The 14,243-nt window shown below is 73.7% G+C and carries 11 protein-coding genes; 5 read left to right on the top strand and 6 right to left on the bottom strand.

The window, feature by feature from the left end; all coding sequences use genetic code 11:
* Positions 1–6: 6 nt before the first annotated feature.
* The 3 genes from IE241_RS28145 to IE241_RS28135 form a co-directional block, all read right to left on the bottom strand.
* The gene (locus IE241_RS28145; RefSeq protein WP_190024673.1) at positions 7–645 is read right to left on the bottom strand and encodes a hypothetical protein; all 639 of its coding nucleotides are present in this window, start codon (positions 643–645) and stop codon (positions 7–9) included.
* 13 nt (positions 646–658) lie between these two features.
* Positions 659–1,774, bottom strand: coding sequence for an L-histidine N(alpha)-methyltransferase (locus IE241_RS28140; protein WP_190024672.1), 1,116 nt, complete (start codon positions 1,772–1,774; stop codon positions 659–661).
* Positions 1,775–1,879: 105 nt separating this feature from the next.
* Positions 1,880–2,233, bottom strand: coding sequence for a hypothetical protein (locus tag IE241_RS28135; protein WP_229899921.1), 354 nt, complete (start codon positions 2,231–2,233; stop codon positions 1,880–1,882).
* Between the two features lie 256 nt (positions 2,234–2,489).
* Here IE241_RS28135 and IE241_RS28130 point away from each other — a divergent pair, with 256 nt between their 5' ends.
* From IE241_RS28130 to IE241_RS28115, 4 genes are all read left to right on the top strand, one after another.
* Complete coding sequence (locus tag IE241_RS28130; RefSeq protein ID WP_190024671.1) at positions 2,490–4,931, top strand: sensor histidine kinase; 2,442 nt, start codon at positions 2,490–2,492, stop codon at positions 4,929–4,931.
* Positions 4,928–5,383, top strand: coding sequence for a roadblock/LC7 domain-containing protein (locus IE241_RS28125; protein WP_190024670.1), 456 nt, complete (start codon positions 4,928–4,930; stop codon positions 5,381–5,383). The genes IE241_RS28130 and IE241_RS28125 overlap by 4 nt, the downstream gene beginning before the upstream one ends.
* The gene (locus IE241_RS28120) at positions 5,380–5,808 is read left to right on the top strand and encodes a DUF742 domain-containing protein (protein ID WP_229899919.1); all 429 of its coding nucleotides are present in this window, start codon (positions 5,380–5,382) and stop codon (positions 5,806–5,808) included. The genes IE241_RS28125 and IE241_RS28120 overlap by 4 nt, the downstream gene beginning before the upstream one ends.
* A gap of 139 nt (positions 5,809–5,947) precedes the next feature.
* Entirely contained in the window at positions 5,948–6,547 is a 600-nt protein-coding gene (locus IE241_RS28115; RefSeq protein WP_190024669.1) for a GTP-binding protein, read from the top strand.
* On the opposite strand, the gene glpK is transcribed toward IE241_RS28115, so the two are convergent.
* From glpK to IE241_RS28100, 3 genes are all read right to left on the bottom strand, one after another.
* Positions 6,544–8,067 carry a glycerol kinase GlpK gene (gene glpK / locus IE241_RS28110; RefSeq protein ID WP_190024668.1) on the bottom strand — a complete coding sequence of 508 codons (1,524 nt, stop codon included), beginning with the start codon at positions 8,065–8,067 and terminating at the stop codon, positions 6,544–6,546. The two genes, IE241_RS28115 and glpK, sit on opposite strands and share 4 nt — an antisense overlap.
* A gap of 146 nt (positions 8,068–8,213) precedes the next feature.
* The gene (locus IE241_RS28105) at positions 8,214–9,032 is read right to left on the bottom strand and encodes a M15 family metallopeptidase (RefSeq protein ID WP_190024667.1); all 819 of its coding nucleotides are present in this window, start codon (positions 9,030–9,032) and stop codon (positions 8,214–8,216) included.
* 96 nt (positions 9,033–9,128) lie between these two features.
* Entirely contained in the window at positions 9,129–11,615 is a 2,487-nt protein-coding gene (locus IE241_RS28100) for a glycoside hydrolase family 31 protein (RefSeq protein WP_190024666.1), read from the bottom strand.
* A 310-nt stretch (positions 11,616–11,925) separates the two neighbouring features.
* Between IE241_RS28100 and IE241_RS28095 the strand changes: the two genes are divergently transcribed.
* Positions 11,926–13,929 (top strand): acetoacetate--CoA ligase, encoded by a 2,004-nt coding sequence (locus IE241_RS28095; protein ID WP_190024665.1) that lies wholly within the window; start codon positions 11,926–11,928, stop codon positions 13,927–13,929.
* The last annotated feature ends 314 nt before the right edge of the window (positions 13,930–14,243 follow it).

Below are 14,243 nucleotides of genomic sequence, written 5' to 3'. Positions count from 1 at the left end.
CGAGGCTCACGTCCCTCCGGCCGGCGGGGGCGTGCCGGGGCGGAGCCCCGGTACGCCGTACCGCCCCCGCAGCAGCTCCTCCACGCTGCCCCGCAGCCGCCGCAGCCCGTCGAGCTGCCCGCCGGGCCGGTGCATGGCCTCGTCGATCGCCAGCAGTTCCTCCGGCGGCACGCGCGAGACGTACGTGCGCAGCTCGGTGAGGTCCAGCCGCCGGTTGAAGTCGTGCACGGCGTCCCGCCAGCGGTGCAGCAGGGCGACGAGCTCGCCGTGCCCGGGTTCGGAGAACACCCCGGACACCAGCGCGGCGTCCGTCGCGGACTGCATCAGCCGGGGGTACACGCGCGCCCGGGGCGCGAACCGGTCCAGGGGTGCGAAGCCCGCGGCGAGCAGCTCGGTGTTCTTCACCAGCTCGTCGGCGAGGGCGTGCAGCGCCTGGGCGCGCCGCTCGCGGGCCGCCGCCCGCCGCTCGGCGTAGACCCCGGTGACGGCGGCGACGAGCGCGAGCCCGGAGGTCGCGGGCTCGAAGCGGTCGTCGCGCCCCTGGGCGACGGTCAGCCACCACACGCAGATGCCGAGTGCGACCAGCAGGCAGGTGATGGTGGCGGCGGCGAAGAACTGCCGGCTGAGCCGGCCGAGGAGTCCCATCGGCGCCGGGCCGTCAGTCGAAGGGGTTGGGCCCGGCGGGGCGGGTGCCGTCGCCGGGGGCGAGCAGCAGCAGCGTCATCCCGAACGCGGGCCCGTCGAAGGCGGCGTGCCCGGCCTCGTGGGTCTCGCCCACCGTGGTGACCCGCGCGTCCACCAGCATCTTCTCCAGCCCGGTGCGGGTGTACTTGCGGCTGAGGAGGAGGCGGATGGTGTCCTGGTCGGGGAACCGGACCGTGCTGCGGTCGGGCAGCGTGAGCTGCAGCTCGGCCCCCGTGCGGTTGCGGTAGATCACCTTGATCTTCAGCGCCCGGTCGTCCTCGACCAGGCCCTCGCAGGAGAGGCTGTTCATGTCGATCTGCAGGTCCGTGTACTGCAGCAGGGCACTGGTGACGAACTCCCGGAAGCGCGGGCTGTTCTCGTACTCCTGCGCGGCGGCGCGGGCCGCCACCTCGTCCTGCCCGGCCGTGCTGGCCACCTCCAGCAGGAAGCGGTCCTGCGGCCGCAGCAGCTTCTCGGCCAGCAGCGCCAGCAGCTGGGTGTCGCTGTCGAAGTTGGCGAGGGTGTTGCCGAGCAGGGAGTACACGACGGGCTCGCTGCCGACCGTGCGGCGGATGAGCGTGCCCAGCCTGTCGAGGTTGGCGGGCATCGAGAAGTCCAGCTGGACGGGGAGCACGTCCGCCACGGGCACGTGCAGGTGCTGCAGCGCCTCGCGCTGGGCCAGACGCAGCATCTCGGCGCTGACGTCCACCGGTATGTAGCAGCCGCAGCGGCCCCGGCCGTCGAGGGAGCGCAGCAGGGCCTGGTCCTTCTGCCCGGTCCCGGGGCCGAGGCTCACATAGTGCAGGGGCCCGTCCGGGAGTCTGTCGCTCAGGCCGCGCCAGCGGCGGCTGAAAGAGGCGATGCTCTCGCGCATCACGGGGTAGTACAGGTCGTTGCAGGCGTGGGCCCAGGCCACGGTGGACTCCAGGCCCCAGTACGAGAAGCCGGAGGTGATCAGTTTTCCCGAGCCCGAGGGATCCGGGCCGCGCCGTAACCCGGCGGTCACCTGGGCCAGCTTGCCCGACTGCTCCTCACCGACCAGGCACACCGTCCACCCGGCATCCCGGAGCACCTCCGGAATGCGATGCACCGCCCGCTCCCGCTCCGCCATCCGTACATCCCCCCATGGCCCGTCCGCCCGCCCGTGCCCGGTGTACGACACCGTCAACCGCCGAACCTACCCGGCGCTTGACGATCAGGGGAAGCCGGGTCGCCGGGCCCGTCTGCCCGCGCGCGCGGAACTGCTGGGCACGGACACCACCCCGTGCCTCTGCCGCCACACCTGCCGCGTGACCCACACGTCAAGCACCGCCCAGGTCGTCGCCACGACGCTCGCCAGGGTGCACAGCAGCGCCGGCAGGGCCAGCCACGAACCGGCGAACGCGAACAGCGCCGCGACCATCGCCTGGACCAGCGTCACGGCGACGAAGAGGACCGCGCGCACCGCGGCGGTGCGCACCGGATCCGGCATCCGGCGCCGGCGCGCGGGCCCCTCCACCCACAGCGGCGGTCGCGCCCGGTGCGACGGCTCGTCATGATCCCGCTCCACGACGGCTCACCCCCTCGTCGGCGGCCCCCGCCGCCTTCCGTGCCGAGGCCGGCCGCAGCGGTCCGGCTCCCTCCACAAGAGCGAGGGACGGTGCCCGATAGTTCCCATGGGCAGGGAATTACCGCCATACGGGTGGCCACCCCGACGGTCCGATCACCGTACTGGCCTTCGAGTCCCGTACCCCGCAGTAGTAGGCTCACGCCGCATTGTTGTCGGAACACCACCCCACCAGAGCGGGGTTGACGTTGGGGAGGCCATGCGCTTTCGCGGGAAGTCGATCCGCCGGAAGATCGTGGCGCTGCTGCTGGTGCCGCTGGTGTCCCTGACGGGCCTGTGGGTCTTCGCCACCGTCATCACCGGCACCGAGGCCGCCCGGCTGCTCTCCGCCGCCGAGGCCATCCGCACCGCGGGCCTCCCCGCCGAGGGGCTCGTCCGCGCGCTGCAGAAGGAGCGCCGGCAGACCCTCGTCCACCTCGCCGACCCCCGCCGCGCCGACAACCTCGCCGTCCTGCACGAGCAGCAGGACGCCACCGACAAGGCGGCCGCCGCCTTCCGCACCGGCGCCGGCAAGGTCCGCGGCGACATGAGCCCCGCCACCGACGTCCGCTTCCGGCGCATCGAGAAGGCCCTGGGCGACCTCGACGGCCTGCGCGGCAAGGTCCAGGCCGGCGGCATCAGCCGCCACGGCGCCTTCCAGGCCTACAACGACCTGGTGGAGCCCTACTACGCCTTCCTCGGCAGCCTGGGCGCCTTCGAGGACGCCGAGATGGACAAGCAGGCCCGCGCCCTCATCGGCGTCGCCCGCGCCCGCGAGGCGCTCTCCCGCGAGGACGCCCTCCTCGCCGCCGCCCTCACCACCGGCACCATGAGCCGCCAGGACCTGCGGGCCGTCTCCGACCGTGTCGCCGAGCGGCAGATCCTCTACAGCACCAACCTCTCCGTGCTGCCCGCCGGCGACCAGAAGATCTTCGAGGAGTACTGGCGCGGCGCCGGCCCGCACGCCCTGCGCGAGGCCGAGGACACCGCGATCCTCGCCGGCTCCTCCCGCGCCCCGCACACCATCGACCCGATCCGCTGGGAGCGGGCCGCGGGCGCCGTGCTCGACGAGCTCGCCCGGATGAACACCGAGGCCACCGACCGCTACGCGGACCGCGTCGAGCCGATCGCCGCCCGCGTCCTGACCAAGGCCGCCGTCGCCGGCGTCCTGGGCCTGGCCGCGCTCGTCTGCTCGCTCGTCATCTCCCTGCGCATCGGCCGCGGCCTCGTGCGCGACCTGCGGAAGCTGCGCAAGGAGGCCCACGAGGCCTCCGGCGTACGGCTGCCCGGCATCATGCGCCGCCTGGCCGCGGGCGAGCGGATCGACCTCGACGCCGAGGCCCCGCCGCGCGCGTTCGGGCCCGACGAGCTCGGCCAGGTCGGCAAGGCCCTCGACACCCTGCAGCGGGCCGCCGTCGAGGCCGCCGTCAAACAGGCCGACATGCGCCGCGGCGTCGCCGACGTCTTCGTCAACCTCGCCCGCCGCAGCCAGGTCCTGCTGCACCGTCAGCTCACCCTCCTCGACGCCATGGAGCGGCGCACCGAGGACACCGAGGAGCTCGCCGACCTCTTCCGCCTCGACCACCTCACCACGCGCATGCGCCGCCACGCCGAGGGCCTGGTGATCCTCTCCGGCGCCGCCCCCGCCCGCCAGTGGCGCAAGCCCGTCCGCCTCATGGACGTCGTCCGCGCCGCCGTCGCCGAGGTCGAGGCCTACGAGCGGATCGAGGTGCGCCGCCTGCCCCGGCTGGCCGTGCGCGGCCCCGCCGTCGGCGACCTCACCCACCTCGTCGCCGAACTCCTGGAGAACGCCACCGTCTTCTCCCCGCCGCACACCGCCGTGCAGGTGCACGGCCAGCGCGTCGCCAACGGCTTCACCCTGGAGATCCACGACCGCGGCCTCGGCATGTCCCCGGACGCCCTCCTGGAGGCCAACCTCCGGCTCGCCGAGACCCCCGAGTTCGAGCTCTCCGACACCGACCGGCTCGGCCTGTTCGTCGTCAGCAGGCTCGCGCGCCGCCACGACGTGCGGGTCTCGCTCCAGACCTCCCCGTACGGAGGCACCACCGCCGTCGTCCTCATCCCCCTGGACCTGCTCACCGAGACCGACCCCCGCTCCGGGGACGAGGACACCGGCGAGCAGGCGCTCACCAAGGGCCGGGGCCCGGTGCAGCCCGCGCGGACCGCGCCCTCGCGCGACAGGCCCCCACTGGCCGCCGTCACGGCAGCGGACGACTCCGCGCTCTGCCCGTTCGAACTGCGCCCGGACGAGGGCGAGGAGCACCACCAGGCGGGCGACGGGCCGGTGCCGCTGCCGCGCCGCAGGCCCTCCGCCACGGCCGCCGCTCCGACCGCCGGGCCGGGGGGCCGCGCGGACGGTCCCGGGGCCGAGCGGACGCCCACCGGCGGGCTGCCCCGGCGCGTGCGCCAGGCGAGCCTCGTCCCCCAGCTGAGGAAGGACCCGGCGGGCGCCCACGACGGACCCGCCGACCCGGATCCCGCCGGTCCGGAACCCGAGCGCGACGCCGACGAGGTGCGGGCCAGGATGGCCGCCCTCCAGCGCGGCTGGCAGCGCGGCCGGGAGCACAATGAGGCGGACGCACCGAACAGACCACCGAGAAAAACCGCACCAGGAACCACATCTGAGGGGGACGGTCGATGACCGCACCGAAGGCCGACAACGGGACAACCACCGCAGCGAACGGCGCACCGGCCGGCACGGGCGAGCTGAACTGGCTCCTCGACGAACTCGTCGAGCGCGTCGGCAGCATCCGCAAGGCGCTCGTGCTCTCCGGCGACGGGCTGGCGACCGGGACCTCCAAGGACCTCTCGCGCGAGGACGGCGAGCACCTGGCCGCCGTGGCCTCCGGCTTCCACAGCCTCGCCAAGGGCGTCGGCCGGCACTTCGACGCGGGCAAGGTCCGCCAGACCGTCGTCGAGCTGGACGAGGCGTTCCTCTTCGTCACCGCCGCCGGCGACGGCAGCTGTCTGGCCGTGCTCGCCGACGCCGACTCCGACATCGGCCAGGTCGCCTACGAGATGACGCTGCTCGTCAAGCGGGTGGGCACGCACCTGGCCACCGCTCCGCGCACCGGCGTAGCCGCCGACGGGTGACCGCCGGCCTGACCGGGGACGGCTCCGGCGACGGGGACGTGCGCTGGTACGACGACGCGGCGGGCCCGGTGGTCCGCCCGTACGCCATGACCCGCGGGCGCACCCGCAGCGCGGACGGGGCCGGCCTCGACCTCATCGCGGTCGTCGTCGCCGAGGATCCGGCGGAGCACCCCGGCGCCGCCCACGCCCTCGCCGACCAGACGCTGTCCCCGGAACACCTCGACATCGCGGAGCTCACGCGGGACATGCCGCGCTCGGTCGCGGAGCTGGCCGCGGGTCTCGACCTGCCGGTCGGCGTGGTGCGCGTGCTCGTCGGCGACCTGCTCGACGCCGGGCTCGTACGGGTCACCCGCCCGGTGCCCCCGGCGGAACTGCCCGACGAAAGCATTCTGCGCGAGGTGATCCACGGGCTGCGGGCCCTTTGAGCGCAGCGCGCGGGCGCCGGGCCCGGCGCCCGCGCACCGGAAGAGACTTGTCGTGACCATGGTCTCTGCGGAACGATCACCTTCCACCGGGGGAGCGGGACACACCGCGAACGCCCCCACGACCGGAGGACGAACAACCATGAGGCCCCTGCGCTCCGACCGCGGCCGCACGCGCCCCGCGACGGCCCCGGTGGCCCTCAAGCTCCTGGTCGCCGGGGGCTTCGGGGCCGGCAAGACCACCCTCGTCGGCGCGGTCAGCGAGATCCGGCCGCTGCGCACGGAAGAGCTGCTCACCGAGGCGGGCAGGCCCGTCGACGACACCTCCGGCGTGGAGGGCAAGCGCACCACCACCGTCGCCATGGACTTCGGCCGCATCACCCTCCGCGAGGACCTGGTCCTCTACCTCTTCGGCACCCCCGGCCAGGACCGCTTCTGGTTTCTGTGGGACGAGCTGGCCCGCGGCGCGCTCGGCGCCGTCGTCCTCGCCGACACCCGGCGGCTGCAGGACTGCTTCGCCGCCGTCGACTACTTCGAACGCCGCGGCATCCCCTTCACCCTCGCCGTCAACTGCTTCGACGGCGCCGAGCGCTACCCCGAGGAGGACGTCCGCGACGCCCTCGACCTCGACCCCGGCGTACCGGTGATCCTGTGCGACGCACGGGAGAAGGAGTCGGTGAAGGGGGTGCTGGTGTCCGTGGTGGAGCAGCGGTTCGCCGAGCTCGCGCAGCAGGCGGGCTAGACCGGCTCGCCCTGCGCAGGCGGCTCCACCCAGCCGAAACTCCGCTCCACCGCCTTGCGCCACACCCGGTACTCGGCCTCCCGCTCCTCGGGCGCGCGCCGGGGCGTCCACTCCGCGTCCCGCTGCCAGTGCGCCCGCAGCTCGTCAGGGTCGCGCCACACGCCGGTCGCGAGACCGGCCGCGTACGCCGCGCCCAGGCTCGTGGTCTCGGCGACCACCGGCCGGATGACCGGTACGCCCAGCACGTCGGCCTGGTGCTGCATCAGCAGCCCGTTGGCCGTCATCCCGCCGTCCACCTTCAGCGAGCTGATCCGCACGCCGGAGTCCTGGAACATCGCGTCCACCACCTCGCGCGTCTGCCAGGAGGTGGCCTCCAGCACCGCCCGCGCCAGGTGCGCCCGCGTCACGTAGCCGGTCAGGCCGGTGATCACGCCCCGGGCGTCCGAGCGCCAGTAGGGCGCGTACAGGCCGGAGAAGGCGGGCACGACGTACGCGCCGCCGTTGTCGGGGACGCTCGCCGCCAGCTCCTCGATCTCGCCGGCCGAGCGGATCAGCCCCAGCTGGTCGCGGAACCACTGCACGAGCGCGCCCGTGACCGCGATCGACCCCTCCAGGCAGTAGACGGCCGGCTCGCCGCCCAGCCGGTAGCCCACCGTCGTCAGCAGGCCGTTCTTGGACGGCACGGGCCGCGTCCCGGTGTTCAGCAGCAGGAAGCTGCCCGTGCCGTACGTGTTCTTGGCCTCGCCCGCCCCGTAGCAGGTCTGCCCGAACACCGCCGCCTGCTGGTCGCCGAGCGCCGCCGCCACCGGCACCCCGGCCAGCGGCCCCACGGCCCTGCCGTACACCTCGCAGGAGGACCGGATCTCCGGCAGCACCGCCTCGGGTATGCCCATCGCGGCCAGGATCCCGGCGTCCCACTGGAGCGTGCCGAGATCCATCAGCAGGGTGCGCGAGGCATTCGTCACGTCCGTGACGTGCACCCCGCCGTCCGGACCGCCCGTCAGATTCCAGATCAGCCACGAGTCGACCGTGCCGAAGGCGATCTCGCCGTTCTCGGCCCGCCGCCGCAGCCCGGGTACGTGCTCCAGCAGCCAGGCGGCCTTGGGCCCGGAGAAGTAGCTCGCCAGCGGCAGCCCCGTCGCCGCCCGGAACCGGTCCTGCCCGTCCGCGCCGCCCAGCTCGCGGCAGAGCGCGTCGGTGCGGGTGTCCTGCCAGACGATCGCGTTGTGCACCGGCTTGCCCGTCGAGCGGTCCCACAGGACCGTCGTCTCCCGCTGGTTGGTGATGCCCAGGCCGCTCAGCTCGCCGGCCTGCAGCCCCGCCGCGGCCAGCGCACCCGCCACCACCGCCCGCACCTTCGCCCAGATCTCGGCGGCGTCGTGCTCCACCCAGCCCGGCTTCGGGAAGATCTGCCGGTGCTCGCGCTGGTCCGCGCCGACGGGCCGGCCGTCCCGGTCGAAGACGATGCAGCGGCTGGAGGTGGTGCCCTGGTCGATCGCGGCGACGTACGGACCCGTCATGGCGTCTCCTGACCTCGGAACCTGTCCGGACCTGTCAGGACGGGAAGTGTTCACCCGCCGTGACGGAGCGTCAAGGCGCGGGGCGATGAGCACTACGGCGCGGGCATCGAGGACAGGGCATCAAGGACGGGGGTCACGGCAGGGGATCACGGCAGGGGGTGGCGCAGCACGGGGAAGTCGAAGTACGTGTCGGGGAACGGCTCCGGCTTGAAGGTGTAGTGCCACCACTCCTCCGGCAGATTGACGAACCCCTCCCGCTCCAGCGCCGACTTCAGCAGCAGCCGGTTCGCCCGCTGCACGCCCGTGATCCGCGGGTCCAGGGTGTGCGCCAGGGTGTCGAAGCAGTCGAAGCCCGTGCCCATGTCCACGGAGTTGTCGGGGAAGCGCTGCTCCCGCGGCCCGTAGCACGGCACGAGCGGCTCATCGGGCACGTACGGCCGCGTCGGCCACGCCGGCAGCTTCACTATCGTCACGTCCAGCGTGCTGCCCCGGCTGTGCCCGGACTTCGCCGCGATGTACCCGTCCTCGAACAGCCGGGACTTGTCCACGCGCGGGTAGAACTCCGCCTTCATCCGGGTGTCGCCGAGATCCTTCGCCCACTCCACGAAGTCGTTCACGGCCCGCTGCGGCCGGTAGCAGTCGTACACCTTCAGCCCGTAGCCCCGGCGCAGCAGCGAGCGCTGCGCCCGGTGCAGGGCGTCGGCGGCCTCCCGCGTCAGGATGCACAGGGGGCGCCGGTAGCCGTCGACGCGGTGGCCCGTGAAGTTGTGCACGGTCACGTACCGCATCTCCTGCAGGATCGTCGGATCCACATCGGCGAGGGCCACGAACCCGCGGGGCGGGCGTGGCTCCGGCGCGGTGGCGGCCTGCGCCGACGGAGCGGACGGAAGGGACAGGAGCGTCAGGAGGGCCGCGGCGGGCAGGACGACGGCCCGCAGTACGGCCGGGAAACGGGATCTGCTCATCCCTCCCAGATAGCAGTGGGACGGGCGCCCGCGGAAGAGCGCCCGTCCCCTCATGTCACTGCACGCCCCTGCACTTCACTTGCACGCCCCTGCACTTCACTGCGCGCCCTCTCCCCGTACCCGGACCGGATACCCCACCTCCTCCGCACCCTCCTGCTCCACGACCACCACACCGTCCCGCGTGCGCGTGGTGAACCGCACGGCCTTCTTCGGCTCCCACCCGTCACCCCCGTCGGGGACGAGCACACCGCCGCCCGTACGGCCCGGGGCCGGAGCCCACACCTCCAGTTCCACGGATCCGGTGGCCCCGCCCTGTACCGGAATCACCGACCCCGCCCGTGCCAGCACCGGGATCCGCGACAGCGGTGCGTCCAGCAGCACCTGCCCCGGCCCCTCGTACGCCCGCCCCGTCGCCGTGTCGTACCACAGCCCGCGCGGCAGCCGCACCGCCCGCCGGTCCGCCCCCTGCTCCAGCACCGGCGCCACCAGCAGCGAATCGCCCAGCAGGAACGCGTCCTCGCAGTCCCGCAGCGCACGGTCCTCCGGCGAGCGCCACCACACCGGACGGACGTAAGGCGCCCCCGTGCGCTGCGCCAGGTGCGCGAGCGTCACGAAGTACGGCAGCAGCCGCATCCGCTCCCGCAGCGCCGCTCCCGCGTGCTCCAGCGCCTGCCCGCCGAACTCCCACGGCTCCCGGCGCCCCGCCGTGATCGCCGAATGCGTACGGAACAGCGGCAGATACGCACCCAGCTGGAACCAGCGCACATACAGCTCGGGCGAGGGGAACCCGGTGAAACCCCCGACGTCCGGGCCCGAGTAGGGCACCCCGCACAGCCCCAGGCCCAGCACCAGCGACAAGGACGCCCGCAGCCCCGGCCAGCCCGTCGCCACGTCGCCCGACCACGTACCTCCGTAGCGCTGCATGCCCGCCCAGCCCGAGCGCGAGAAGAGGAACGGGCGCTCACCCGGCCGCAGTTCGCACAGCGCCTCGTAACCGGCCCGGGCCATGGCCAGGCCGTACACGTTGTGCGCCTCGCGGTGGTCGCCGCCGCGCCCCTCCAGGGAGTGCCGCGCCGACAGGGGCAGCGACGGATCCCCGAACGGCGCGAACGACACCGGCTCGTTCATGTCGTGCCACACGCCCGAGAAACCCTGCGCCAGCCGCTCCCCGTACAGCCCGCCCCACCACTTGCGCACCCGCGGATCGGTGAAGTCGGGAAAGACCGACTCGCCCGGCCACACCTCCCCCCGCACCCGGCGCCCCCGCGCGTCCCGGACGAACGCATCGGCCGCCGCCCCGCTGTCGAACACCCACTGACCCGGCTCCGCCTTCACCGCCGGGTCCACGATCGACACCAGCCGCACCCCCTTCTCCCGCAACTCCGCCGCCAGCCCCGGCAGATCGGGGAAGCGCTCCCGGTCCACCGTGAAGACGCGGTGCCCCCGGTAGTGGTCGATGTCCAGATGGAGGGCCGACAGCGGCAGCCCGCGCTCGGCGTACCCCTCCACCACCCGCCGCACCTCGTGCTCGCTGCCGAACCCCCAGCGCGCGTGATGGTGACCGAGCGCCCACGCGGGCGGCACCGCAGCGGCCCCCGTCAGCAAGGCCCAGTTGTGCAGCACCCGCGCCGGCGTCCCCACCAGCACCCAGTAGCGCAGCGGCCCCCCGTCCATCCGCACCTCGCAGCGGCCCGGCCGGTCGTGGCCCGAGCCCGCGCCCTCCTCGCCCTCCGCCAGCGTCACCCGCCCGTCCCACGAGTCGTCGTGGAACACCAGGTGCGTGCCCGCGTCCGCGACCACCAGCTGCACCGGCATCGTGATGTACAGCGGATCGTCGCCCGGTCCGAAGGCGCCGTCCGGATCGGTGTTCCACAGCCGGTACGAGCCGTCCCGCAGCCGCGGACCCGCCGACCGGCCGCCCAGCCCGAAGAAGCGCGCATCCGCCGCCACCTGCGACCGCAGCGCCCACCGCGCCCCAGCGGGTCCCTGCTGCCGACGCGCCTCACCAGCCCGTTGCTGCTGATCCGCCTCACCGGCCGCCTGCTGCTCAGGCGTCTCACCGGACCCCTGCCACTCACGCGTCTCACCGGGCCGCCCCTGTCGCTCACGAGCCTCCGCCTCCGCCGGTTCCCACCAGCGCGGCGGCAGATCACGCCGCAGCAGCACGCCCCCGGGCGTCCGCACCTCCACCGTCCCGTGCCGGCCCACCACCACCAGCACCCGCTCCGACACCACCCGCCAGCCGCCGTCGGTGTCCGGCTCCAGCACCGCCCGCTCGTCCGCCTCCGGCCCAGGCCCGGCCAAGGCGTACGACGGCTCCGGACCGGCCCCGTCCCAGCCGCAGAACACCGCCCCGCCCGCCGCCACCCGCACCCGCAGCGACGACCTCGCGAAGTGCACCACCCCGCCGCCCGGCAGCGGATCCGCCCTCCGCACCGCACCCGGCACCCGCGCCCGCTCCGCACCCGGCCGCGGCAGCCCCGCTCTGTCCGCGCACCGCCGCCGCAGCGCCGACCGCAGGGACCGCACCCCCCGAGCCGTACGGACCGTTCTCACTAACCGCAGCAGATCACGCGCATCCATGCTGCTCAGACTGCCACCCGCACGATCGTCGGCGCCCCGCGTTCAGACGCCGTTCACCCCCGCAGGGAGAAGGGGGAGGCACCCGGGAAGCCCGGCGCGCACGGGATGGGCGGGGCACCGCCCTCACCCGTGGCCGGTGCGATGCGCGCCGCACTGTGCCGTCGGCTCTGGTGCGGGAGTCGATCACGTGGCATCGTCCTGGTCAGTCGAGCCACGCGCACACCCCGCCCGTGCGCGCGGCCCACCAGGACGATGCCCACCACGCGATGCCCACGACGCCCACGACGCGCAGAAGCCCGGGAGCCGCCAGATGACCACCGCACCGCAGCCCGCCGAAACGCCGGAGCCCCTGTGGACCCCCGGCGCCGACCGCGTCGCCCGCGCACAGGTCACCCGCTTCCAGGCCTGGGCCGCGGAGCGCCACGGTGCCCCGGCCGCCGTCCCCGGCGACCCCGCCGCGAGCTACGCCGCCCTGCACCGCTGGTCCGTCGGCGAGCTCGAGACCTTCTGGCAGGCCTTCGCCGAATGGTCCGGCGTCCGCTTCTCCCACCCCTACGAGCGCGTCCTCGCCGACCGCTCGATGCCCGGCGCCACCTGGTTCCCCGGCGCCACCCTCAACTACGCCGAGCACGCGCTGCGCGCCGCCGAGGACCCCGGCCGGGCCGCCGGCCCCGCCCTCCTCCACGTCGACGAGACCCACGAGCCGAGCCCCGTCACCTGGACCGAGCTGCGCCGCCAGGTCGGCTCCCTCGCCGACGCCCTGCGCCGCCTGGGCGTGCGCCCCGGCGACCGCGTCAGCGGCTACCTGCCCAACGTCCCCCAGGCCGTCGTCGCCCTCCTCGCCACCGCGGCCGTCGGCGGCGTGTGGACCTCCTGCGCGCCCGACTTCGGCGCCCGCAGCGTCCTGGACCGCTTCCAGCAGGTCGAACCCGTCGTCCTGTTCACCGTCGACGGGTACCGATACGGCGGCAAGGAGCACGAGCGCGCCGGGACCGTCACCGAACTCCGCGCCGGCCTGCCGACCCTGCGCGCGGTCGTGCACATCCCGCTGCTGGGCACCGAGGCACCCGAAGGTGCCCTGGAATGGGACGACCTGGTGTCCTCCGACGTCGAACCGGTCTTCGAACAGGTCCCCTTCGACCACCCGCTGTGGGTGCTGTACTCCTCGGGCACCACCGGCCTGCCCAAGGCCATCGTCCAGTCCCAGGGCGGCATCCTCCTCGAACACCTCAAGCAGCTCTCCCTGCACTGCGACCTCGGCCCCGGCGACCGCTTCTTCTGGTACACCTCCACCGGCTGGATGATGTGGAACTTCCTCGTCTCCGGCCTCCTGGTGGGCTCCACCGTCGTCCTCTACGACGGCAGCCCCGGCCACCCCGACACCGCCGCCCAGTGGCGCATCGCCGAACGCACCGGCACGACCCTCTACGGCACCTCGGCCGCGTACGTCATGGCCTGCCGCAAGGCGGAGGTCCACCCCGGCCGGGACTTCGACCTCTCGCGCGTGAAGTGCGTGGCCACGACGGGCTCGCCGCTGCCGCCGGACGGATTCCGCTGGCTGCACGAGGAGGTTGCGGAAGACATGTGGATCGCGTCGGTGAGCGGCGGCACGGACGTCTGCAGCTGCTTCGCGGGCGCCGTACCGACCCTGCCGGTGTACATCGGCGAGCTCCAGGCCCCCTGCCTCGGCACCGACCTGCAGGCCTGGGACCCGCACGGCAAGCCCGTCGTCGGCGAGGTCGGCGAGCTGGTCGTCACCAACCCCATGCCGTCGATGCCCATCCGCTTCTGGAACGACCCCGAAGGCACCCGCTACCGCGAGAGCTACTTCGAGATGTTCCCCGGCGTCTGGCGCCACGGCGACTGGATCACCCTCACGCCGCGCGGCAGCGTCGTCATCCACGGCCGCTCCGACTCCACCCTCAACCGGCAGGGCGTCCGCATGGGCTCCGCCGACATCTACGAGGTCGTCGAACGGCTCCCCGAGATCCGCGAGTCCCTCGTCATCGGCGTCGAACAGCCCGACGGCGGCTACTGGATGCCCCTTTTCGTCCACCTCGCCCCCGGAGCACGACTGGACGACGCCCTACTGGACCGCATCAAGCGCACCATCCGCGAGAACCTCTCGCCCCGCCACGTCCCCGACGAGGTCATCGAGGTCCCGGCGATCCCGCACACCCTCACGGGCAAGCGCATCGAGGTCCCGGTCAAACGCCTCCTCCAGGGCACACCACTGGAGAAGGCGGTGAACCCGGGCTCGGTGGACAACGCGGACTTGCTGAAGTTCTACGAGGAACTGGGCCGCACGCGCTAGACCGAGCACCTATTCGGCGCGCCCGGGCATCAATCAGCCTGCCCGGGCACCCATCCAGCTCGTCCGAGCACCATTTCAGCCCGTTGGGGGCACCTCCCAGCGGTAGCTGGGGGAGTTTGAGGACGAGCGCGTTCAGCGCGATACGGGGTCCGGGGCGGAGCCCCGGTTACGGGAAGGGGCGGGTAGGGGAAAAGCCCCCACCCGTCACCCCCCGTACGTCTCCTGAGCCTCACCCAGCACAGAAGCGAAATCGGCGGCAAGCCGCTCGGCCTCCGCAGGCACCAGATCCGCCGTAGTGATCCGCACCCCCGGCG

Origin of the sequence: Streptomyces hiroshimensis, assembly GCF_014650335.1 — a bacterium.
GTDB classification, from domain to species: Bacteria; Actinomycetota; Actinomycetes; order Streptomycetales; family Streptomycetaceae; genus Streptomyces; species Streptomyces hiroshimensis.
The sequence above is the reverse complement of the archived record's forward strand: the minus strand, read 5'-3'. Positions and strand labels throughout refer to the sequence as shown.